The organism is Microbacterium sp. ZKA21 (genome assembly GCF_050434165.1).
Classification (GTDB): domain Bacteria; phylum Actinomycetota; class Actinomycetes; order Actinomycetales; family Microbacteriaceae; genus Microbacterium.
This window is the reverse complement of record NZ_JBNPVV010000002.1, coordinates 253542-277041: the sequence shown is the minus strand read 5'-3', so window position 1 is coordinate 277041 and position 23500 is coordinate 253542. Positions and strand designations below refer to the sequence as shown.

The window sequence follows — 23500 nt, the reverse complement described above, 5'->3', positions numbered from 1 at the left end:
GAGACGTCTGTCGATCGGATTGCCCGCCGGGCCGACCGCCTACCGGACCGTCACGGTGATCTCCTTCGAACTCGTCGCCCCGGCCGCGTTCGAGAACTCGGCCACGTAGACGTACTTCCCCGGAGCCCTGCCCGTGATCTGCGTGGCCGCCTGCTGCGCGTTCGGGGATGCCGCGGCGAGCGCCTGCTCGTCGATCACCACTCCGTTCTCCTTCAATCGGTACGTCGTCGCGTTGGTGCCCCACCAGAGATTCGCGGTGACGGTGTAGTCGCCGTTGCGGTCCCAGTTGTCATGCGAGAGCACGGGCACCGCAGGCGCGGCATTCTTCACCTTGACGGTGACCGAGGTCGTGGCCGTGGTGCCGGCCGCGTTGATCAGCTCACCGGTGTAGACGTAGGTGCCGTTCTCCTTGCCCGTCACATCCACGGTCACCACCTGCGCATCCGGCGAATGCGCATCGAGCAGCTTCGTCGAGATCACCTCGCCGTTCTCGTAGAGACGGAACACTCCGCCGTTGACGCCGTGCCAGAGGTTCATCGACACCGTGAAGGTGCCGTCGCTCAGCCCGTCGCGCTGACCGCTGTCGCTGGAGAGCACGCCACGGGCCGGGGCCTTCGTCGCCCCCTCGTCGTCGAACACGAGCAGCTGCACCGAAGCCGTCGTGACGAGGCCGTCGTGGTTGACCGCGTTCACGCTGAGCGTGTGCTGGCCGACCAGATCCGCCAGCGCGATCTCCTCGCCGGGTGCCACCGGGCGCCCGTCGAACGCGATGTCGAGCGTGCGGACGCCCGACTCGGCATCCGAGGCCGTGACGCCGACCGTGAACGTCGACGTGCTGGCGAGAAGCGAGCCGTCCTCCGGCAGGCCCGAAACCTCCGGAGCCGTCGTGTCGGCGGCCCCGGCGGGGTCTCCCGTCACGCGGATCTGAGGTGCGGCCGGCTGCGCCATCCCGTCGCCCAGGAAGAAGCTCGTCTGCGTGGGCTGGTTGTAACCGGTGTTCTGCCACGCGACCGAGAGCCGGTAGACCGGATCGTGCATGAGGGTCCGCAGGCGCAGGGCGGTCTCGTCCGTGGTCGAGTAGATCCGCAGCTCGCTGGAATCGGCCGACCGCCAGGCGATCTCCTCGCGCCAGTCGCCGTACAGGTCTGCCTGGATGTTGGGGTTGCCCTTCGTGCCGTTGTTGGAGCGCGCCCCCTCATCGGCGAGGATCACCTCGGACTCTCCGGTCTCCCAGTTCCACTTGGACACCGTCGGATAGCCCCGATAGGCCTCCTGGTCGAAGGTGTGGTCGACGATCTCCCGCAGCGGGTCGCCGTCGAACCAGGCGAGGAAGTTCGCCGCCGGGATCTGCTCTCCGATCAGCTCGCCGTCCGCGGACATGAGCTGTCCGACGGGCGAGTTCCACGCGGCATCCCCGCCGATGGCCCAGCCTTCGGCGCCCTCGTGGCGGGGGTCGATGTCGCCGGATGCCGCACGCCCGGTGTCCTTGACCGCGGGGATCGACCACAGGACCTCTCCGGTGCGCGCGTCGCGCATCGTGGCACCCCGGTTCTGCGCCGAGTGCATCTCCTCGTGGGCCGCGAAGACCTCGAGCCCGGGGTTGGACGGTACGAGATCCGAGACGTGGATCGCGTCGCCGTGCCCGAGCCCGGTCGAGTAGAGCAGCGAGCCGTCGTCGTCGACCGTCGCCGAGCCGAAGACGATCTCGTCCTTCGCATCGCCGTCGACGTCGGCCACCGACAGGTTGTGATTGCCCTGTCCGTAGAAGGCCTCGTTGCCCGGGGTGTTCGAGTCGAGCACCCACCGCTGGGTCAGGTTCGCCCCGTCGAAGTCGTACGCCGCCATCACGGCACGCGTGTAGTAGCCGCGGCTGAAGATCGCGCTGGGGTGCTCGCCGTCCAGGTAGGCGGTGCCGGCGAGGAACCGGTCGACGCGGTTGCCGTACGTGTCGCCCCAGGCTCCGACGTCGCCCCGAGGCGGCGTGTAGTCGATCGTGTCGATCGCCGCACCCGTGGCACCGTTGAAGACCGTGAGGTACTCCGGGCCGGTGAGCACGTAGCCCGAGCTGTTGCGATGGTCGGCGCCCGCGGCGCCGATCGGCTGACCCACGCCGTCGATCGTGCCGTCACCGGTCTTCATGATGACCTCGGCGCGGCCGTTGCCGTCGTAGTCGAACACCTGGAACTGCGTGTAGTGCGCTCCGGCGCGGATGTTCACGCCCATGTCGATGCGCCACAGCCGCGTGCCGTCCAGCTCGTACGCGTCGAGATACACGTTGCCGGTGTACCCGCTCTGCGAGTTGTCCTTGGCATTGGACGGATCCCATTTCACGATCAGCTCGTACTGACCGTCGCCGTCCACATCGCCGACGCTCGTGTCGTTGGCGTTGTACGTGTACGGCTGCCCGTCCTTCGTGTACGCGTCCGTCGGCTTGTCCAGCGGCACGGAGCGGTAGGCGCCGTCCTGCACACCGAACTCGTCGGTCTCGGTCGTCTCGACCCCGGCCAGCACCTTCGTCACGAAGTAGACGGATGCCGCGGTCCCGGCCTCATCGACGAAGTTCGTCGAGTCGGTGACGGGTGCGTCCGTGATGCGCTTCCCGTCGCGGTAGATGTGGAAGGCGACGTCGTCCGGGTCGGTGCCGAGCATCCGCCAGGACACCAGGTTTCCCTCATCAGTGCCGACGGCGGCGGGCGCCCGGTCCAGGTACTCGGCCTGGCGCTGCAGCACCGTGACGGCCTCGGTCGTGAGCTGCTCGGAGGCAGCACCCGCACCGCCCGCGTTCACGGCGACCGTCGTGTAGAAGTACGGGATCGTCGTGAGCACCCCGGTGTCGGTGTACCGGCTCGTGTCGGCGATGCCGATCAGCTCGCCCTGCTCTCCCTCCGACTCCGAGCGGAAGACGAGGTAGTACAGCGCGCCGAGGGGCTGCGCCCACGAGAACTCGACCGAGTTCTTGGCGATCGCTTCGACCGCGAGATCGGTCGGTGCCGACGGCACCGAGACGTCAGGGTCGACGAGGGATGCCGTGACGGTCGGCGACGGCACCGACTCGAGCCCGGTCTGGTCGACCGCGGTGACGTAGTAGTCGTAGTCCAGTCCCACCCGTGCCGTCGTGTCGACGTACGCGGGTTCCTCCGTCGTGCCGAGACCGACCGGCTTCGCGTCGAACGGCGAAGTGCGGTAGACGTTCCAGGACACGCCGTCCTCGGCATCCCAGGCCAGCGAGATCGCCGGCGCCGTGGGGTCGGCGACGACGTCGGCGACCTCGAGGCCGGTCGGCCCGAGGAGGATCGGGGTGATCTCCAGGCCGTTCAGGCGGGTGCCGGCGGCTGCGCCGTACGCCTCGATGTTCAGCTGACCGTCGGTGACGAGGTACGGCCCGCGCAGCGTGGAGTTCACGCCGCCCTTGCCTGCGTTGCCGGAACCGGCCTCGCGGCCCTCGACGCGGAAGCTCGTCTTCGTGGAGCCGATCCAGTCGCCCGAGTACGTCTTGACCGAGTACGTGCCGTTCGGGACGTCGAGGGCGAAGGTCGCACTGTCGCCGGGGAGCACGAAGTCCCGGATGAGGTCGTTCGATCCTTCGGCCGCGCCGCGGTCGCGGCCGGCCGCGGCGCCGGGCGCCTTCACGAAGCCGTAGCCGCGCTCGGCGATGTAGGCCAGATCAGGGGTGACCTCGGTGTAGCCCGCCATGAGCGGGTTGCCGGCGAGCTGGAAGTCGTACTTGTAGAGGGCCTGCTTGGTCGTGAAGGTCACGTCGGCGCTCGGCTCGGATTCGCCGCGTCCGTTCACGGCGACGACCCGATAGCGGTACGCGGTGCCCTCGGCGAGGCCCTGCACGATCGACGACGTCTGGGTCACCATGCCGACCAGGGTCCAGGTGCCCTCCGGGTCGGCGACCGCCTGGCGGTGGATCTTGTAGATGTCCGCGGTGGGTGAGGCATCCCACTGCAGCGTCGCTCCGCCGTTGCTGATGGCACCGGCGACGACGTTCTGCGGTGCTGCCGGCACGGACGCCGGCGGTTCGACGTCCGTGACCTTCGCGGCCAGCGGGTCGTCGAGCTGCGCGACATCCTGCGCGATCAGACGCGCCATCTGGATGGCGCCGTACTCCTGGAAGTGCGTGTCGTCGACGGTACCGGCCGGCCGGTTCGGGAACACGCCCGGGTCGACGTGCAGGAACACGGCCTTGGCGGCATCCGGTCCGATCTCGTTCAGATACGCCCTGCTGGATGCCGAGAGGTCGACCAGCAGCACGTTCTCCTCCTGTGCGAGCTCGGTCATCTTCTCGACGTACTCGGGGAAGCTGACGTTGAACTCGCCGGTCTCGGCGTTGAAGGACCGCCGGGACACCGGCGTCACGAGAATCGGGGTCGCACCGCGCTGGCGTGCACCCTCGACGTACGTGCGCAGATATTCCTTGTAGTCCGCCGGGCTCGCGTAGCGGTCGTCGACGCCCTGGGTGGCGTCGTTGTGCCCGAACTGGACCATCAGATAGTCGCCGGGGCGGATGCCGCGGAGCACCTCGTCCAGCCGGCCCTGCGTGATGAAGTTCTTGGACGAGCGGCCGCCGATCGCGTGGTTGGCGAACGCGATGTCGTCGGCGAAGAACTTCTCGATCATCTGCCCCCAGCCGGCCTGCGGCGCGTAGGCGATCGGGTCGTACGTCTGAACGGTCGAGTCGCCCGTGATGTACGCGGTGCTGATGGCACCGGCGGTGCGCGCGGGCAGGCGGGTGATGGTGAGGGCGTTGACGGCCGCGGCATCCCCTCCGATCTGCAGCGTCAGCCGGCCGTCGACGAGCGCGATCGGGAACGCCATCTCGAGGTAGGCGCCCGCCGCCTGCGGGTTCGCCTGCACCTTGGCGATCGACTCGGCCGTGATCGTCGTGGTGGATGCCGCCTCGGCGTCGCCCGCGATGACCTGCACGGAGTAGTCACCGGCGCCGAGGTCGACCTCGAAGGTCGCACCGGCCGCTGCGATGAAGTCCCGCCGGAGCGCGTCGTCTCCGCCGCGGTCGACGTCGGGGGTCGCGCTGGTCGGCGCGGTCGAGAATCCGTAGCCCCACTCGGCGGCGTACGCCGTCGCGGAGGTGACTCCGAGCGCGCCATCGGCGACGGCGGCGGAGCCGAAGTCGAACGTGACGACGTCGCCAGCCGGCAGCGGCGCGGGGGCCGTGTAGACCGTGGAGACGACGACATCGGATGCCGGGGACGACCCGACCTCGTTGTGCGCGGTCACGCGGTACGACCACGCCTGCGCGGTGTCGATCTCGTCGGTGCAACCGGGAGTTTCGAGAGTGGCGACCTCGGACCAGGTGCCATCGGCGCCGGCCCGCTCGAGGAGGTAGGTCTCGCCGTTGGGGACAGCGGACCAGGTGAGCACGACGGCGTCCGCGGTGACCTGGGCGATCGCGAGGTCGTCCGGGGCGAGGGGGGCGACGAGCTCGGGGATGGCGCCGGTGCGGACCTCGGCGGAGCGCTCGGACGCGCGGTCGTAGGCGCTCACCGCGGCGATCGCGTAGGCGTAGTCGGCGCCCGGGACGACCGAGGCGTCGGTGTAGGCGGGCTCGGTCGTCTCAGCCACCTGGGCGAATTCGCCGGTGGTGCCGTCCGCGGCGTCGGCGCGCAGCACGCGGTAGGCCGCCGCACCCTCGGATGCCGCCCACGTGAGATCGACACCGTTCCACGCCACTCGTGTGGCGGCGAGGTCGGTCGGGGCATCCGGCGTCAGCGGCGCGATGACGAGTCCGTTGACGTAGGCGCCGAGTCCGGAGCCGGCGAAGCCGATCGTGAGCTGACCGTCGCTGACTGCGACGGGGTAGGTCGCGGTGGCGTTCGTGCCGCGCTCGGAGGTGAGGCGGGTCTGCGTTGCGCCTTCGAGGGTCAGGGTCGCGTTGGTTCCGGATGCCGAGCTCAACCCGTCGCCGATCGTGACGGTGACCTCGTACTCGCCCTCGGGAACGCCGTCCAGCGCGAAGCCCCAGTTCGTGCCGGCGACGAAGTCGTCCTCCATGGCGCCCGCGGGCGAGCCGTCCGTGCCGCGATCCCGGTCGAAGAGCGTCGCCCCCTCGGGGAGCGTGATCCCCCAGCCGGACTCGGGCGTGTGGAGCGAGGTGGTCAGCACCTGCTGGTGCCCCTCGGCGACGGGGCTCGTCGCGGTGCCGAAGTCGAAGCGCCAGTTCCCGTCCTCCGCCGGCGCGAGAGCTGCGGCGGCGGGCATCGCGGTGAGGACGGATCCGACGACGACGGTCGCGATGGCGGCTGCGCCGAAACGGAGCCGGCTGCTCCCTCGTGCGGATGAGGCGGGGAGCGCGGTGGCGCGGGCGGGCACGTGTGGCACGAGGATCTCCTGTTGACGTCAGCGGCAAAGGAAGGGACGGAAAGCGCATTCCGAACGTTCGTCGGGAAGTCTTGCACGCCGCGCCATCGCGAGGCAAGGAAAAGTGCGAAACGTTTTTTGATCGAACTCGTCCGGTTCCCCCGACTGCGGAGGAAAGCGCATACCATTGCCTGGAGGCAGACGTCTGAAGGAGGGCGATGGTGAAGCGCGTAGGCATCCGGGATGTCGCCGAGCTCGCCGGAGTCTCGATCAGCACCGTCTCGAACGCGCTGAATCGCCCTGGGCGCGTCAGCGATGAGCTGGTCGAGCGCGTGCGCGCGGCCAGCGATCGCCTCGGCTACGTTCCCCTGCAGGCGGCGCAGCAGCTGCGCGTCGGACGCAGCGGCCTGCTCGGTATGACCGTCATCAACATCGCCAACCCGTTCTTCGCCGATATGGTCGCCGGTGCCGAGGATGCCGCGACCGCCGCAGGACTGCGCATCCTGGTGGGCAACGCGAGCGACGACATCGCCAAGGAGCTCGACCACCTCGAACTCTTCGAACGTGTGCAGGTCGAGGGCGCGCTGGTGAGCCCGTTCGGACCGGTGGATGCCTGGCAGGAGCGGCTGCGCAAGAGGGGCGTTCCGGTCGTGCTCGTCGACGCGGTCGACGACGCGGGCGTCATGCCGTCTGTGTCGCTGGACGATGTCGCGGGTGGCCGGCTGGCGGCAGAGCACCTGATCAGGACGGGGCGCAAGCGCCTCGCATTCGTGGGTGCACGCGAGGAGGTCAGGCAGGTGCGCGAGCGCCTCGAGGGCGCGCGTGCCGCGGTCGCCGCGCACCCGGGCGTCGCGCTCGAGCCGATCTGGACGAGTACGGCGACGACGCAGCGGGGTCTCGCTTTCGGCGACGAGCTCGCCGATCGTCGACCGGAGGACCGGCCCGACGGCATCGTCACGTCGAACGACCACCTCGCGATGGGGCTGCTGCACGGGCTCATCGCCCGCGGCATCCGCGTACCGGAGGACATCGCGGTCGTCGGCTATGACGACATCGAGTTCGCGGCGATCGCCGAGGTTCCGCTGACCTCGGTCCGCCAGCCGGCGCGCGAGATGGGCCGGGCCGCCGCCGAGATCCTCATCGCCCGCATCAACGGCACGGAGACCCCCGACCTGACGAACGTCGTCTACCAGCCCGAGCTCGTGATCCGCGCCTCGACTTCCACCGCCCGTTGAGCGCACCGCCCTCGCTCGTCGAGCGGGCGCAGCGAGACGAAACGCGGTCCACGCCGAACAGCGCTCACCCCGTTTCGACTCGGTCGGCTCCGTCGTCCTCGCTCAACGAACGATGGGGCCGAAGGCGGCCGCCAGCCGGTCCCACTCGCCTTCGCGCAGCGGGACGACCACGCCGTGCTTCGTGTTCTCCGGCAACGAGAACTCCTCGCGGGGTACGGGGCGCCACTCCCCCGACGACAGATCCGTCGTCCGCAGCGCGATGTAGCCCTGCGGCCAGTCCGAGTACTGATCGACCCAGAGGTACCAGCATCCGGCGTCCGCGTCGAAGAAGATCAGCGGCGCCTCGACGTGCTCGTACAGGTCGTCGGCGATGCGGGATGCGACCATCGTGAAATCCGAGGCTGCAGGCGATGACCCGACCTCGTGGAACAGCAGCCGCTCGTCCGTCGACTTCAGGAATCGGTGCGTCCGCCCTTCGTGCACGACCATCGTGAGATCGATCACGCCGTGTCCTGGCCCGAAGTCCGCGAGCACGAACGGCTCGCCGAACGAGCGGAAGTCCCGGGTCCGCGCCGCCATGATGCGTGGATACGACTCGCCGGCATGCTCGGCATCCGCCTCGTCGTACAGCGTGCTCGACCAGTACACGAGATAGTCGCCGGTCGCCGCGTCGCGCATCGCCTCCGGGGCCCAGGCCATCCCGGCCGTCGGGGGCGCGACCTCGACCAGCCAGGGCTCGGACCAGGTCACGAGATCGGTCGAGCGCCAGATCACCAGCGAGCGGCTGCCGTGGCGGGTCCAGCCGTCCCAATCGTGCTCAGCGCCGGTCCAGACCCGCAGATCGGTGGCGATGATGAAGGCCTCCTCCGGCCCGCGCACCAGATACGGATCGCGCACACCGGTCGTGCCGAACGCGGATTCCAGCACGGCCTCGCCGCCGTTCGCCCTCGTCCACCGCAGCGGGTCGTCGCGATCGCTGAGCGAGAAGAAGATCTTCTCGCCGTGCCCGGAGTGATCCTCGACGAAGTGGACGAGCAGGTACCCGTCAGACATGCGCCAGCACCTCCGGCGCGTACGCGGCGAGGAGACGGTCGCGGTCCGCCGCCGTGACCGGAACGACCGTGCCGTGACGCGGGCTCCGCGGCAGCGACGCCGGCACGGATTCGAGCACCCCGGCATCCAGATCCGTGATGCGGAACGCGAGATACCCGGCACCGCCGTGGTAGCTGGGCTGGTCGATGAAGAGGTACCAGTACCCGTCACGGCCGGAGCGGAACGCCGTCGGCCCCTCGCCCTCGGTGAACGTTCCACCCCACGGGTTGGGCTGGCCGTGACCGATCCGCTCGGCGATGCGCTCCCATTCGAGCGCGTGCAGGTCCCTGCTGCGATCGAGCACGGGCAGCATGGTCGCCTCGTCCTTGGTGAAGCGGTAGTACGAGCCGCCGTCACGGATGATCGTCGAATCGATGAAGCCGCGGCCGGGTCCCCGCGGCTCGTCGATCCACACCCGAGGTTCGCCGACCGTCACGAAATCGCTGGTCGTCGTGTAGAACATCCGCTGATACGAATCCTCGATGCGGCGGTCGACGGGCGCGGCATCCGCCGGGTACAGAGCGGATGCCCAGAAGACGAAGAACTCCTCGCGCTCGGCATCCCACACCGCCTCGGGCGCCCAGGCGTTGCCCGCCTCCGGCGGTGCGAGCGTGAGCCGCCGCTGCTCGGACCACGTCACCAGATCCGCCGATTCCCACACCATGATGTCGCGCGAACCGGTCTGCTGGGCCGCCGCGAACCCGTCGGACCGCCCTTGGATGCGCAGATCCGTCGCGATGAGGAACCAGCGGTCCTCATGCGGATGCCGGATCAGGTGCGGATCCCGAAGACCGCGCTCGCCCAGCGTCGAACGCAGCAGCGGCTGCCCGTCGCCGAGTTCGATCCAGTCCGCGAGCGGGTCGTCGCCGGCGGTCACGGCGAAGCGGATCGCCTCGTCATCCGCACCGGTCTCGCCGGTGAAGTAGACGAAGAGGTAGGCGGTATCGGTCATGCAAGCTCCAGCGTGACGGTGACGTACGAGTGCGCCGGCAGATCGACCTCGAGTCCGCGCTCGTGGCGACGGATGCCGTCGTGGGATGCCGGGGCCACGGCATCCGGGTTCTCCGGGGTGTTGTGGTCGGCCGTGGACGCAGCCGTCAGCACCTGGGCGCTGAAGCCTGCGATCTCGGCACCGCGCAGGTCGAGCACGACCGTGCGCGCCTGACCGGCGTCCAGGTTCGACAGCGACACGAGGGCGGCGCCGTCCTTGGTGGATGCCGAGGCCGACAGCAGCGGCAGCTCGCGGCCGTCCTCGGTGCGCGTCTCGCCGTCGACGACGTGCGCGGCGAGCGCCTGCGCGTCGTGGTGCGGCGTGTTCATCGCGAACACGTGGAACGTCGGCGTCTTCACGAGAGCCCCCGTCTCCGGGTCGGTGAGCAGCATCGCCTGCAGCACGTTGACGGTCTGCGCGATGTTCGCCATCACGAGGCGGTCGGCGTGACGGTGGAACGCGTCGAAGTGCACACTCGCGACGAGCGCGTCTCGGAGGGTGTTCTGCTGGTACAGGAATCCGGGATTGGTGCCCGGTTCGACATCCCACCAGGTGCCCCACTCGTCGAGGACGAGGCCGACGCGCCGCCGGGGGTCGTGGCGATCCATGACCGTCGAATGCCGCGTCAGCAGCTCTTCGATGCGGTAGGCGCGCGACAGCGTGAGGTACCACTCGTCCTCGTCGAACTCGGTCGCCGAGCCCTTGGCCTCCCACGAGCCGCTCATCGTGTAGTAATGCAGCGACAGAGCCTGGTACGGCGAGGACCCCTGGCCGTCGCAGCCCAGGCATCCGAGCGCCTTCATGAGCTCATCGGTCCAGGCGTAGTCGTCGGAGTTCGCGCCGGCAGCGATCCGGTAGACGGTGTTGTCGCCGTGGTTGCGGACGTAGGTCGCGTACTGGCGGGCGAGGTCGGCGTACGCCTCGGCGCGCATGTTGCCGCCGCATCCCCAGGCCTCGTTGCCGATGCCGAAGAACGGCACCTTCCACGGCTCGTCCCGGCCGTTCTCACGGCGCAGCGACGCCATCGGGGAGTCGTCGGCGCGGGTGAGGTACTCGATCCACTCGCTCATCTCGCGCACCGTGCCCGAGCCCACGTTGCCGTTGACGTACGCGTCGGCACCGAGCATCTCGCACAGCTGCATGAACTCGTGCGTGCCGAAGGAGTTGTCCTCCACGACGTCGCCCCAGTGCGAGTTGACCATGCGGGGGCGCTCGTCGCGCGGGCCGATGCCGTCGCGCCAGTGGTAGTCGTCGGCGAAGCATCCGCCCGGCCAGCGCAGGTTCGGGATGTTCAGCTCGCGCAGCGCCTCGACCACGTCGAGGCGGATGCCGCCCTCGTTCGGGATGTCCGAATCCTCGCCGACGAAGAAGCCGCCGTAGATGCAGCGGCCGAGGTGCTCGGCGAAGTGTCCGTAGACGTGGCGGCTGATCGTCGCGCCGGGAAGGTCGAGGTCGATGACGACACGGGTGCTGGGCATGATGTCTCTCCGAGGAGTGGTCGGTTGCGGGATCGTCGGTGGTCCCGTCCGGAATTGTAGCGATACAATTCGTGAGCGGGCAAGAGGAGCGGAAGGATGGGCGGATGACGACGATCCAGGACGTGGCCAAGGCCGCCGGCGTCTCGCCCATGACCGTGTCCAACGTCCTCAACGGCCACCCGCACGTGCGCGAATCGACGCGGCAGAAGGTCCTGGACGCCGTCGAAGAGCTCGACTACCGGGTCAACGCCGCCGCCCGGAATCTCCGCACCGGACGCACCGGAACGCTCGGCCTCGCGGTGCCCAACATCGGCGATCACTACTTCGCGCGTCTCGCCGCCCTCGTCGCCACGATCGCCGGTGAGGAGGGCTACCGGGTCGAGATCGAGCACACGGATGCCGTGCGCGAACGCGAGCTCGAGGCCATGACGCTCTCGCAGAACCGCATGCACGACGGACTGCTGCTCTCGACCGTCGGCCTGGGGCCCGAGGACAAGGGCCTGCTGCGCGTCGACTATCCGGTGGTCCTGCTCGGCGAGGGCATCTTCGACGGCCCCCTCGATCACATCGCCATGCCGAACGTGGACGGTTCGTACGCCGCGACAGCGCACCTGATCGCACAGGGGTCGCGGAACATCGCGATCTTCGACGTGCGGTTCGCCCTGTCGGATTCCGTGCGCGATCTCCGGCTCGAGGGCTATCAGCACGCGCTGCGGGATGCCGGGATCGCTCCGGACCCTCGACTGTTCTTCGACGTCACGGACTTCACGATGGCGGAGGGGTACCGGGCCGCACAGCGGGTAGCCGCGTCCGGCACCCGGGTCGACGGCGTGTTCTGCCCGACCGATGGCGTCGCGATCGGTGCGCTGCGGGGCTTCGCGGATGCCGGCATCCGCGTGCCGGAGGACGTGCGGGTGATCGGGTTCGACGACCTGCCGGAGAGCGAGTTCGTCACCCCGCGGCTGAGCTCGGTCTCCCCCGCGCACGAGGTCACCGCACGGACGGCCGTGATGTTCCTGCTGGAGCGGATCCGCGGCACGGCACCTGCCGAGGCTCGGGAGTTCGTGACGCCGTTCGAACTGCGCGCCCGCGCCTCGACGGCGTGACCGCGGCATCCGCCCATCGCGCTCTCGGCCCCGCACCGCACCCTCGCCCCCGCACTTTTCGACCCCGGGTCACGAACGTCAACGCCCGACCGCGAAATCCGGGATCTCGTGACCCGGAGCCGCACAGGGGCCGCTTCGAACTCGTTCTACAACGTTGAATACCGTTATACGATCGAGGCTTGCGAAACGTTTTTATCTGAGCTACTTTGTCGGTAAGCGCTTTCCTGCACCAAGGGGCGCATGCAAGACCCACCCGCGACGCCGAGGTTCCGTGGTCCGAACAGAGGCGTTCACAGAGAGGACAAAGATGTTCAACAAGAAGCGTGTGCTCGCGGTCGGCGCGTTCGCCACCACTGCGGCCATCGTCCTGGCCGGCTGCTCGAGCAGCAGCGAGCCTGAGGCCGGAGCGACCTACGACCCCGACGAGAAGGTCACCCTCGACCTCGCGTTCTGGGGCAACGACGTCCGGGCCGAGCTGTACAACGAGGCGATCGCCGCGTTCAACGAGGAATACCCCAACATCAAGGTCAACTCCTCGTTCCTGGACTTCCCGGCGTTCTGGGAGAAGCGCCAGACCGAGGCGGCGGGCAAGAACCTCCCCGACGTCATGCAGTTCGACTACTCCTACCTGCGCCAGTACTCGCAGAACGGCCTGCTGCTCGACCTCGAACCGTACCTGGGCAGCATCATCGAGACCGACCCGCTGCCGCAGAACATCCTCGACATCGGCGTCGTCGATGGCAAGACCACAGGCATCGCGACGTCGACCAACGCATGGGGGCTGTTCACCAACCCCGTCCTGCTCGAGACCGCGGGCGTCGAGAACTTCGCGGGCGGCTCGTGGGAGGACTACACGGACTGGATGGGCGAGGTCACCGACGCCTCAGGCGGCGCGTTCTGGGGCGGCGGCGACTACACCGGCCGCATCCAGAACTTCGAGCTGCAGCTGCGCTCCGAGGGCGAGAACCTGTTCAGCGAGGACGGCGAAGCCGGCTTCGACGAGGACCGCCTCGCGGAGTTCTGGGAGTCCGGTCAGTCGATCCGCAACGGCATCGGCATTCCGCAGCAGCGCGTCGAAGAGGTCCTCCCGAAGGGCGGCTTCGACAGCGCCCTCACGGCGAGCGAGCTGACGTGGGACAACTTCGGTTCCGGCTACCTGGCGGGCCTCGGCGAGGGCTACACCGAGCTCAATCTCATCGCCCCGCCGGTGACGGAGGAGGGCACGAAGGATCTGTACCTCAAGCCGTCGATGCTGCACACGATCGCCGCGAACACCGAGCACCCCGAGGCCGCAGCGACCCTGGTGAACTTCCTCGTGAACTCGCCCCAGTCCGGTGAGATCTTCGGCACCAACCGCGGTCTGCCGGCATCCGAGACGGCACTCGAGGCAGCCGAGCTCGACCCGATCAGCCAGCAGGTGAAGGACTACGAGGAGTCGATCGCCGACCGCCTCGGCGACGCGCCGCCGGTGCCGATCGTCGGCTACGGCACGCTGGAGGAGAAGTTCCGCCAGCTCGGCACCGAGCTGAACTTCGGCACGATCACGGTGGACGAGGCTGTCACGCAGTTCTTCGCCGAGATGGATGTCGTCCTCAACCAGTGATGCATGTTCCGGGGCGGGCCGAGCGCCTGCCCCGGGACTTCCCACACACCCTGAACTCGTTCCCGTATCGGAGTATCCCGTGAGCACTACAGCCACCCGTGTCATCGTGACCGGCGAGAAGCCGTCGAGTCGGTCTCTGTTCCGTCGCAGCCGGCCCGAGCACGGCGATCGGCCGGGCCTGCGCCGGCGGGCGATGCGGGAGACGGTCGCGGGGTACGGGTTCCTGATCCCGTGGCTGGTGGGGTTCTTCGGGTTGACGTTGATCCCGATGGCGTATTCGCTGTACCTGTCGTTCACGAGTTACAACATCTTCGCCCCGCCGAAGTGGATCGGGTTCGACAACTACGTGCGGATGTTCACCACGGACCCGGCGTTCATGCAGTCCGCGCAGATCACGTTGATCTACGTGCTCGTGGGCACCCCGATCACCCTGGCTGCGGCTCTCGCGGTCGCGATGCTGCTGAACTACCGCGACAAGGGCGCCGGGTTCTTCCGGTCCGCGTTCTACGCCCCCTCCCTGATCGGCGGGTCGGTGTCCGTGGCGATCGTGTGGCGGGCGATGTTCGCCAACGACGGCCCGGTCGATAACTCGCTGTCGTTCTTCGGTATCGATCTGGGTGGCTGGATCGGAAACCCGAACCTCGTGCTGCCCGCGATGATCCTCCTCGCTGTCTGGCAGTTCGGGTCCACGATGGTGATCTTCCTCGCCGGGTTGAAGCAGATCCCGAAGGAGCTCTACGAGGCGGCCGAGATGGATGGTGCCGGTCCCTGGCACCGGTTCCGCGCCGTGACCATTCCGATGCTGTCGCCGGTGATCTTCTTCAACCTGCTGCTGGGCCTGATCGGCGCGTTCCAGGTATTCGCGTCGGCGTACATCATCTCCAACGGCTCCGGCGGCCCCGCCGGCATGACGAACTTCATCACCCTGTACCTGTACAAGCGCGGCTTCTCCGACGGCCAGATGGGCTACGCCGCCGCGATCGCCTGGGTGCTGCTGATCGTCGTCGCGATCATCGCCTTCATCCTCTTCCGCACCCAGCGTTCCTGGGTCCACTACGCCGGAGACAACCGATGAGCATTTCGAACACCACCCCGACATCGCCCTCCGCGACGACCCCGGTCTTCGCCCAGCAGCAGACGGCTCCCAAGGCCCCGGCCCGCCGTCCGATCAAGCGCAGGACCTGGCAGACGGTCATCTGGTTCGTCGTGCTGATCGTGGTGACCGCGATCGTCCTGTACCCGCTCGTGTGGCTGCTGTTCGCGACGTTCAAGCCGAACAGCGAGTTCGGCTCCAACATGGGCCTGCTCCCCAACAACCCCACCGTCGACAACTACGCCAAGGTCATGGAGGGCATCGCCGGAGTGCCGATGTGGCGGTTCTTCCTGAACTCGTTCATCCTCGCCGCCGGCGCCGTGATCGGCACCGTGCTCTCCAGCGCCCTCGCCGCCTACGCCTTCGCCCGCATCCAGTTCAAGGGCCTCGGCATCCTGTTCGCCGCGATGATCGGCACCCTGCTGCTGCCGTTCCACGTCGTGATCATCCCGCAGTACATCATCTTCAACGAGCTCGACCTCGTCGACACGTTCTGGCCGCTGCTGCTGCCGAAGTTCCTCGCCACCGAAGCGTTCTTCGTGTTCCTGCTCGTCCAGTTCATGCGGCAGATGCCCCGCGACATGGACGAAGCGGCCCGCATCGACGGCGCCGGCCACATCCGCATCTTCTGGGCCATCATCCTCCCCCTCATCAAACCCGCCCTCATCACCTGCGCGATCTTCGCGTTCATCTGGGCGTGGAACGACTTCCTCGGACCCCTGCTCTACCTCACCAGCCCGGAGAACTACCCGCTGCCGATCGCGCTGCGCCTGTACAACGACCAGACCTCCTCCAGCGACTACGGCGCGACCGTCACCGCATCCTTCGTCGCCCTCATCCCGGTCCTGGCGTTCTTCCTCGTCTTCCAGCGCTTCCTCGTCGACGGCGTCGCCACCCAGGGCCTGAAAGGCTGACCCGTGCCGCACACCACGGACCGCAGACGACTCCGCGCCGCACGACGCGCCGACGCCTCAGGCGCAGGCCCCACCCTCGACGACCGCGCCCCGGCCCGCTACCCCGGAGCGAAAGGCGTGTTCGCCCTGTTCGGCGAAGTGCTCTACACCGGACTGCTGATCACGATCGCCGCCCTCCCGGTCATCACCCTCCCCGCAGCCATCGCCGCCGGCATCCGGCACCTCCGCCGCTACGTCGCCGCCGAAGAATCCCACACGCGCACCTTCTGGCAGGACTGGCGACAATCACTGCTCCCCGGCGGACTCGTCGTCGGCACCGCCACCGCCGTCCTCGCGGTCGTGCTCATCATCGACATCACGGTCGCCGGATCCGGGGCACTCCCCGGCGGACAGATCATCGCCCTCGTCGGATGGGCCGGACTCGTCATCGGTGCAACCGTCCTGCTCATGACCGCCAGCGCGTGGAACCCCGAAACCGGATGGCGCACCGCCATCAGCACCGCCCTCCACAACGCCCGCACCGACCCGATCGGCACCGCCTACCTCGCCACCGCCACCATCCTCGTCGGCATCGTGACCTGGATGCTCACCCCCCTCATCCTCGCCGGCCTCGGCTGCGCCGCCTTCGCCGCCGTCGCCGTCCCCGCCCGTCAGCGCCGCCAGGCCTGACGCCATCCCGCAAGAACCTGGAGCTGCTCGACGTGCTGTACGGAGCCGACTACAACCCCGACCAGTGGCCGGAGGAGGTGTGGGACGAGGACGTCCGCCTCATGCAGGAGGCCGGCGTCAACATCGTCAGCCTCGGCATCTTCGCCTGGTCCCGCATCCAGCCGGCCGAGGACGTCTGGGACTTCGCGTGGCTCGACACCGTGATCGACAAGCTGCACGCGGGCGGCATCCAGGTGAACCTGGCGACGGCCACGGCATCCCCTCCCCCGTGGGTGAGCGCGACGTACCCCGAGACCCTGCCGGTCGATGAGAGCGGCGCGTCCTACTGGCCGGGCAGCCGGCAGCACTTCGCACCGTCCTCTCCGACGTACCGGCGGCTCGCCGGCGAGCTCGTCCGACGTCTGGCCGAACGCTACGCGCAGCATCCGGCCGTGGTGATGTGGCACGTCGGCAACGAGTTCGGTTGCCATCTCTGGATGGATTTCTCGGATGCCGCGCGCGACGCATACCGCGACTGGCTGACGAAGCGCTACGGCACGATCGACGCGCTCAACGCCGCATGGGGCACGAGCTTCTGGTCGCAGACGTACGGCGCGTTCCACGAGATCTTCCCCCCGCGTCTGGCGCCGTACAGTCACAACCCGTCGTCCATGCTGGACTGGCGCCGGTTCACGAGCGACATGCTGCTGGAGTGCTACCTCGCCGAACGCGAGATCCTGCTCGCGGCCGGCGCCACCCAGCCGATCACGACGAACTTCATGGGTCCGTTCAAGCCGGCCGACTACCGCCGCTGGGCCCCGCACATGGACGTCATCGCGGACGACTGCTACCCCGACCCCGCCAATCCGCATCGGATCAGGGATGCCGCGTTCCAGCGCGACCTCATCCGGTCGCTCAAGCCCGGCGTGCCGTGGATGCTGTGGGAGCAGGCGACGGATGCCGTGAACTGGCGCCCCGGGAACCCCGGCAAGCGCCCCGGCGTGCTGATGGCCGAAACCGCGCAGTCGATCGCCCGCGGTGCCGACGGGATCATGTTCTTCCAGTGGCGACAGTCCCGCGCAGGCAGCGAGAAGTTCCACTCCGCGATGCTGCCGCACGCCGGCACCTCCACGCGCACCTGGGGCGCCGTCACCGAGCTGGGCGCGCGCCTCGCAGCCCTCGGCGACCTGCCGGCTCCCGGCCGCGATGCGCAGGTCGCGCTGGTGTTCGACTGGGAGAACTGGTGGGCCGTCGAGGAACGCGACCACCCGACCGAGATCGACTATCTCGCGCTGACGCTGGAATGGTACGGCGCGTTCCACGACCGCGGCATCCAGGTCGACATCATCGCGCCGGAGGATGCCGGAACCGGCTACGACCTCGTCGTCGCCCCCGTGCTGTATCTGCTGCGTGAAGAAGGAGCATCCGCGATCGCCCGCTTCGTCGAGGACGGCGGGACGCTCGTCACCGGCCCGTTCACCGACATCGTCGACGAGCACGACCAGTTCCGCACCGGCGGGTTCCTGACGCTGCTGGGCGACGTGGTGGGGCTCCGGTACGAGGACTTCGGCGCACTCGCCGGCGAATCCAGCGGCGGCAGCGGCGTCGGTGCGCTGAGCGCCGACGCGACGCAGGCCGCAAGGGCGGCCGCCGCCAGGGGCACGGCGTCGTTCTCGTTCGACGGCGCGTCGTACTCGGGTCGACTCGTCGCCGAGAGCGTGCACGCGACCGGTGCGACGATCCTCGCCGCCTTCACGACCGGGCTGCAGGCGGGATCCGCCGCGATCACCCGCAACCGCTTCGGCGCCGGGGAGGCCTGGTACGTGGCCACCCAGCCCGATCACGACGCGCTGGCCGCCGTCGTGGAGGCGCTCGTCTCGGCATCCGGGGTCCGTCCGGTGGTGGGCGACCTGCCGACCGGCGTCGAGGCGGCCAGGCGCGGCGACCTCGTGACGCTCATCAACCACGGCGATGACCCGGCGCTCGTCGCCGTCAGCGGAACGGATGCCGAGACCGGCGCCGCCGTCGCACAGGTGCCGCTGGAGCCGCAGGGCGTCGCCTTCATCCTCTCGCCGGTCGAGGCGCTCTCCGCACGTGCTGAGTCGTTCGCCGGCGCCACCAACCGCTGAACCCACCCACGCCGACCCACCAACCGCTGACCCAGGAGAACACCATGCCCACACCCCGCCGTCTTCTCGCCGCCGCCGCGCTGGCGACCGGCGCAGTTCTCGTCCTCGCCGGCTGCGGCAGCGGCGACTCCGGATCAGCGAAGGAGTACGACCCGGACGAGAAGGTCACGATCAACTACGCGTTCTGGGGCAACGACGACCGCGCGACCCGGTACAACGACCTGATCGAGGCGTTCAACGAGGAGTACCCGAACATCACGGTGAACGTGTCGTTCACGGACTTCCCGAGCTTCTGGGAGAAACGTCAGACCGAGGCCGCCGGCGGCGGCCTGCCCGATGTGTTCCAGTTCTCGGACAGTTACCTGCGCCAGTACGGCGAATCGGGCAACCTGCTCGACCTCGCCGAGGTGTCGGACTACATCGACATGTCGACGTTCGACGACGCGCTGCTCGGCACGGGTGCACTGGACGACGTGCAGTACTCCCTGCCGACGGGCTACAGCCTGTGGGCGAACTTCGTCAACGACGACCTGCTGGCCACGGCAGGCGTCGAGGCACCGGAGCCCGGAACCTCGTTCGACGAGTTCGACGAGTGGATGGCATCGGTCACCGAGGCCACCGGCGGCGCCGTCTACGGAGGCACCGACTACACGCAGCGCATCCAGCTGTTCGAGCTGCAGCTGCGCGCGAACGGCGGGAACCTGTTCACCGACGACGGGAAGCTGGGCTTCACCGAGGACGACCTGCGCGAGTTCTGGGAGTCGGGCGACACGATCCGCGACGGCGTGACCGTGCCGCAGCAGAAGCTCGAGGAGCTCTCGCCGAAGTCCGGCTTCGGCGCCGGCATCACCGCGAGCGAGATGAGCTGGAGCAACTTCCTCGGCGGCTACCTCGCCGACTCCGGTGCTGCATCGATCTCGATGATCGCGCCGCCCACCGCGAAGGAGGGCTCGAAGGACCTCTACCGGCAGGCTGGCCTCCAGGTCGCGATCGCGGAGAACACCGAGCACCCCGAGGCCGCCGCGATCTTCCTGGACTTCGTCGTGAACAGCGAGGCGGCCGGTGAGATCTTCGGCACGACGCTCGGGTTCCCTGCGTCGTCGTCGAAGCTCGAGGGCACGGCCCTGGAGGGCGCTGACAAGCAGGTCGCGGACTACATCGAGGCGTCGTCCGACCGCATCGGCGACGCACCGCCCGTCCCCGTCGTCGGCTTCGGCTCGCTCGAGCAGACCTTCTGGGACCTCGGCAAGTCGATCGGTCTCGGTGCCGTCTCGATCGATGACGCGGTGACGCAGTTCTTCGCCGAAGCGGACGTGATCCTGGGCAGCTGAGCCCGACCCCGTATCGAGAGGGCAGTAGTGCACAGTGTCGCTGCACGCGACCGTGCGCTGCTGCCCTTTCGCCGTCCTTCCCCTGTCAGGAGCCCGCATGACTTCCCTGCTGCGTCTCGATGCGACCAGCCCCGCCCGTACCGAGCGCCGCCCCCGCATGGCGAACGACGTCGACCATCGCCCTGGCCTCGCCCTCACGAGCCGTGCGCTGCTGCGCGACGGGATGCCGTGGCTGCCCGTCTCGGGTGAGCTGCACTACAGCCGCGTCCCGCGCGAGCGGTGGACGGAACGACTGCGGCTCATGCGAGCGGGCGGAATCACGGTCGTGTCGACGTACGTGCTGTGGCTGCACCACGAGCCGGTGCGCGGCGAGGCATCCTTCGAGGGGAACCTCGACGTCGCGGCCTTCGTCGACGCCGCCCGCGCCGAGGGTCTCGAGGCCGCGCTGCGCATCGGTCCGTGGGCGCACGGCGAAGCCCGAAACGGCGGCTTCCCGGATTGGGTGCAGGATGCCGAGGTGCGCCACCGCACCGATGATCCGGCGTACCTCGCGCTCGTCACGGAATGGTTCGGGCGGCTCGGAGCGGCCCTGGGCGGTCGCGCGACGCCCTCCGGGCTGCTCGGCATCCAGCTCGACAACGAGCTCTACGACCAGCCGGGGCATCTGCTGACGCTCAAGCGCCTGGCCCGCGAGGCCGGCCTGTCCGCGCCGCTGTGGACGGCGACCGCGTGGGGCGGCGCGCAGCTGCCGGCGGAGGAGGTGCTTCCGCTATGGGGCGGCTACGGCGACGGGTTCTGGGTGGATGCGGATCAGCCGTGGGATCCGACGTTCCGCGCGCACTACTTCTTCTCCGACGACTGGGATGACCCGGGCATCGGCGTCGACGTCCGCGGCGTGGAGGCATCGCAGCGGTCGACGCTGTCGGAGTGGTTCCCGGCCGCGACGTGCGAACTGGCCGGAGGCATGGCGACCGCCTACCACCGCCGCCCTCGGCCCGGTGCTCTCGACGTCGCCGCGATCGCGCACGTCAAGCTCGGCAGCGGCTCGGCCTGGCAGGGGTACTACATGTACGCCGGCGGGACGAACCCTGCGGAAGGGCTCGAGGAGACGCAGGCGACCGGCTATCCGAACGACATGACGCGGATGAGCTACGACTTCCACGCACCGATCGGCGAGGCGGGCCGCGCGGCTCCGAGCCACGCCCCGCTGCGCCTGCAGCACGCGTTCGCCGCGGCGTTCGGCGACCGGGTCGCGCCGGCCGTCGCCCACTTCCCGCGAGTGCGGCCGTCCGGCGTGGAGGATGCCGAGACGCTGCGCTGGGCCGTCCGGGGCGGCTTCGCGTTCATCGGCTGGCATCAACCGCACGTGCCGTTGTCGACGTTCACCGGCGCGCAGTTCGAGGTCGAGCTCGGCGCGGAGACCCTCGTCTTCCCGAGCACTCCGGTCGACATCCCCGCAGGTACGCTCGCCCGCTGGCCGCTGGCGCTCGACGTCGCCGGGACCGGGATCACGTGGGCCACGGCATCCGCCCTGACCGTGCTGCCGGGCGACGTACCGACGCTCGTCCTGGTCGAGGATGCCGGAATCCCCGTCGAGATCACGCACGACGGGGTCGTCCGGGGCGCGTCGCCCGGCGGCCCGGCTCTGCGCATCGGCGGGATCGACGTGCTGGTGCTGCCGGCAGCGGATGCCGCGCGCACCTGGGTCGTCGAATCAGGTGCGCGCCAGCTGCTCGTGTCGGATGACGAGGTCACCCCAGATGGCGCGTCCGATGTGCGCCGGCTGCTCGTGTCGGACGATGATCTCACGTGGGATGCCGACGGAACGGTGTCCGCGCGGACCTCGCGGCCGCGGCCGGAGGTCCGCGCGTACGCCGGAGGCGCCTGGCACGACCTGTCGTGGCGGCATGTCTCCGGGTCGCCGATGGAGGCGCCGGTGCCGTCCCGGGTGGTGCGGCACCCGTCGACGCCGTCGGGGGACTACGGCTCGCGTGCCGGCCGGCAGGCCGCGCCGTCGGATGCGGTGTTCGACGCGCATGCGGCGGTGTACGCGCTCGATGTTCCTCCCGGTACGGAAGACGACGCCGTGCTGATCGTGCGCTGGGCCGGTGATGTCGCACAGCTGCGGGTGGACGGCAGGACCGCGACCGACCGGTTCTGGGACGGTTCGGCTCTCGTCGTGAACCTGCGCGATGCGGGCGTCCGTGCCGGGTCGGTCGTCGAGCTGCATGTGCTGCCGCTGCGCCGCGACAGCGGCGTGCATCTGCCGGCGGATGCTGCGGATCGGCTCGCCGCGGCATCCGGAGCCCTGTGCGCTGTCGACTCGGTCGTGCTGTCGCAGCGTGCCCTGTGGCGCGAGATCCGAGGCTGACGGGGCCGAGTCGCCCGCCCCGAAAGGGCAGTTGCGCACAGTGCGGCGCACGCACACCGTGCGGAACTGCCCTCTCGGCGGGCCGGCGATGCCTGACACGCGCCGCGCGCGCCTCAGCGGAGCGCGTGGCTCTTCCGCTCGACGAGCGTCGTCCCGATCACGCCGCCGTCGGCGGAACCGCCCTCGATCTCCGCCACCAGCGCCGCCACGGCGCGATCGGCGAGGGCGGCGAAGTCCTGCCGGATCGTGGTGAGCGGGGGACGGTAGTTCGCGGCATCCGGAACGTCGTCGAATCCGATCACCGCGACGTCCTCCGGAACGCGGTGTCCGGCGTCGGCGAGCGCCCGCAGCAGCCCGAGCGCCATCTGGTCGTTCGCGCAGAAGACCGCTGACGCTGTGCCGAGCGATCGGGCTGCCGCATGACCCGAGCCGGCGGACCAGTCGCCGCGGACCACGGCGGGCGGCTCGATACCGGCGGCGAGCAGCGTCTCGCGCCAGCCGCGTTCGCGTTCGGCGGCGGCGAACGAATCCGCCGGTCCCGCAAGGTGGTGCACGGGCGCGTGGCCGAGTTCGAGCAGTCGCGTCGTGGCCGACGCCGCTCCGCCGGCATGATCGCTGCGCACCGTCCGGAGACCCGTGTCGTCGGCGGCATCCACCACGACGAGTCGGAGCCCTGCCGGCCGATCGGATGCCGAGACCTGCGCCGAGGCCTCGTTCAGCACGATCGCACCGTCCACGCCCTGATCCTCGAGACGATGGAACGCGCGGCTCACGCCGTCGGCGCCGGCTGCCGTCACGACCGTGAGCGCGTACCCGCGTTCTTCCGCCGCCTCGGCGGTGGCCTGCAGCATCCGGGAGTTTCCGACGGTCGCGAGAGTCGTCACGACGAGGCCGATCGTCTGCGAACGTCCGGTGCGCAGGGCCCTGGCGGCGGGATGCGGGCGGTAGCCGAGCTCGGCCATCGCCTGCTCGACGCGGGACCGGGTCGCCGGGTCGACGCGCGGGCTGTCGTTGACGACGCGGGACACGGTCTGACCGGATACTCCGGCGAGGGCGGCGACCTGCGCCATCGACACGCGTCCGGACGGCACGCGCGTGCGTGCTTCTCTCGCCTCGGTCACTGGCATCCTCCCGTTCTCGACTCCTCCGTGTTGACGTTACCATCGGCCAGGCGCTACCGTGTTTACG

Annotated in this window: 14 protein-coding genes; 9 read left to right on the top strand and 5 right to left on the bottom strand. The window is 69.3% G+C overall.

Annotated elements, in window-relative coordinates; translation table 11 throughout:
• Positions 1-39: 39 nt before the first annotated feature.
• Positions 40-6342 carry a fibronectin type III domain-containing protein gene (locus M2317_RS05515; RefSeq protein ID WP_429458112.1) on the bottom strand — a complete coding sequence of 2101 codons (6303 nt, stop codon included), beginning with the start codon at positions 6340-6342 and terminating at the stop codon, positions 40-42.
• 197 nt (positions 6343-6539) lie between these two features.
• On the opposite strand from M2317_RS05515, the gene M2317_RS05510 reads away from it, so the two are divergent.
• Entirely contained in the window at positions 6540-7556 is a 1017-nt protein-coding gene (locus M2317_RS05510) for a LacI family DNA-binding transcriptional regulator (RefSeq protein WP_429458110.1), read from the top strand.
• Positions 7557-7658: 102 nt separating this feature from the next.
• On the opposite strand, the gene M2317_RS05505 is transcribed toward M2317_RS05510, so the two are convergent.
• Genes M2317_RS05505 through M2317_RS05495 form a run of 3 tightly spaced genes read right to left on the bottom strand, consistent with a single transcriptional unit; the run spans position 7659 to position 11117 of the window.
• Positions 7659-8609, bottom strand: coding sequence for a glycoside hydrolase family 43 protein (locus M2317_RS05505; protein ID WP_429458108.1), 951 nt, complete (start codon positions 8607-8609; stop codon positions 7659-7661).
• Positions 8602-9600 carry a glycoside hydrolase family 43 protein gene (locus M2317_RS05500; protein WP_429458105.1) on the bottom strand — a complete coding sequence of 333 codons (999 nt, stop codon included), beginning with the start codon at positions 9598-9600 and terminating at the stop codon, positions 8602-8604. The genes M2317_RS05505 and M2317_RS05500 overlap by 8 nt, the downstream gene beginning before the upstream one ends.
• Positions 9597-11117: an alpha-N-arabinofuranosidase gene (locus tag M2317_RS05495; protein WP_429458102.1), complete on the bottom strand. Its 1521-nt coding sequence runs from the start codon at positions 11115-11117 to the stop codon at positions 9597-9599. Before M2317_RS05495 ends, M2317_RS05500 begins: the two co-directional genes overlap by 4 nt.
• 104 nt (positions 11118-11221) lie before the next feature.
• Here M2317_RS05495 and M2317_RS05490 point away from each other — a divergent pair, with 104 nt between their 5' ends.
• The 8 genes from M2317_RS05490 (at position 11222) to M2317_RS05455 (ending at position 22312) form a co-directional block, all read left to right on the top strand.
• On the top strand, positions 11222-12223 hold the full coding sequence (locus M2317_RS05490; protein ID WP_429458100.1) for a LacI family DNA-binding transcriptional regulator: 1002 nt from the start codon (positions 11222-11224) through the stop codon (positions 12221-12223).
• Positions 12224-12530: 307 nt separating this feature from the next.
• On the top strand, positions 12531-13826 hold the full coding sequence (locus M2317_RS05485) for an ABC transporter substrate-binding protein (RefSeq protein ID WP_429458097.1): 1296 nt from the start codon (positions 12531-12533) through the stop codon (positions 13824-13826).
• A 79-nt stretch (positions 13827-13905) separates the two neighbouring features.
• The gene (locus M2317_RS05480) at positions 13906-14901 is read left to right on the top strand and encodes a carbohydrate ABC transporter permease (protein ID WP_429458094.1); all 996 of its coding nucleotides are present in this window, start codon (positions 13906-13908) and stop codon (positions 14899-14901) included.
• On the top strand, positions 14898-15833 hold the full coding sequence (locus tag M2317_RS05475; RefSeq protein WP_429458092.1) for a carbohydrate ABC transporter permease: 936 nt from the start codon (positions 14898-14900) through the stop codon (positions 15831-15833). The genes M2317_RS05480 and M2317_RS05475 overlap by 4 nt, the downstream gene beginning before the upstream one ends.
• Positions 15834-15836: 3 nt before the next feature.
• The gene (locus M2317_RS05470; RefSeq protein WP_429458089.1) at positions 15837-16502 is read left to right on the top strand and encodes a DUF624 domain-containing protein; all 666 of its coding nucleotides are present in this window, start codon (positions 15837-15839) and stop codon (positions 16500-16502) included.
• Between the two features lie 32 nt (positions 16503-16534).
• Positions 16535-18610: a beta-galactosidase gene (locus M2317_RS05465; protein ID WP_429458087.1), complete on the top strand. Its 2076-nt coding sequence runs from the start codon at positions 16535-16537 to the stop codon at positions 18608-18610.
• Between the two features lie 44 nt (positions 18611-18654).
• Positions 18655-19941: an ABC transporter substrate-binding protein gene (locus M2317_RS05460; RefSeq protein ID WP_429458084.1), complete on the top strand. Its 1287-nt coding sequence runs from the start codon at positions 18655-18657 to the stop codon at positions 19939-19941.
• Positions 19942-20038: 97 nt separating this feature from the next.
• Positions 20039-22312, top strand: a complete 2274-nt coding sequence (locus M2317_RS05455; protein WP_429458082.1) for a beta-galactosidase — start codon at positions 20039-20041, stop codon at positions 22310-22312.
• 113 nt (positions 22313-22425) lie between these two features.
• Here the strand turns inward: M2317_RS05455 and M2317_RS05450 are convergent, their stop codons facing one another.
• Positions 22426-23439: a LacI family DNA-binding transcriptional regulator gene (locus tag M2317_RS05450; protein ID WP_429458080.1), complete on the bottom strand. Its 1014-nt coding sequence runs from the start codon at positions 23437-23439 to the stop codon at positions 22426-22428.
• Positions 23440-23500: the final 61 nt, after the last annotated feature.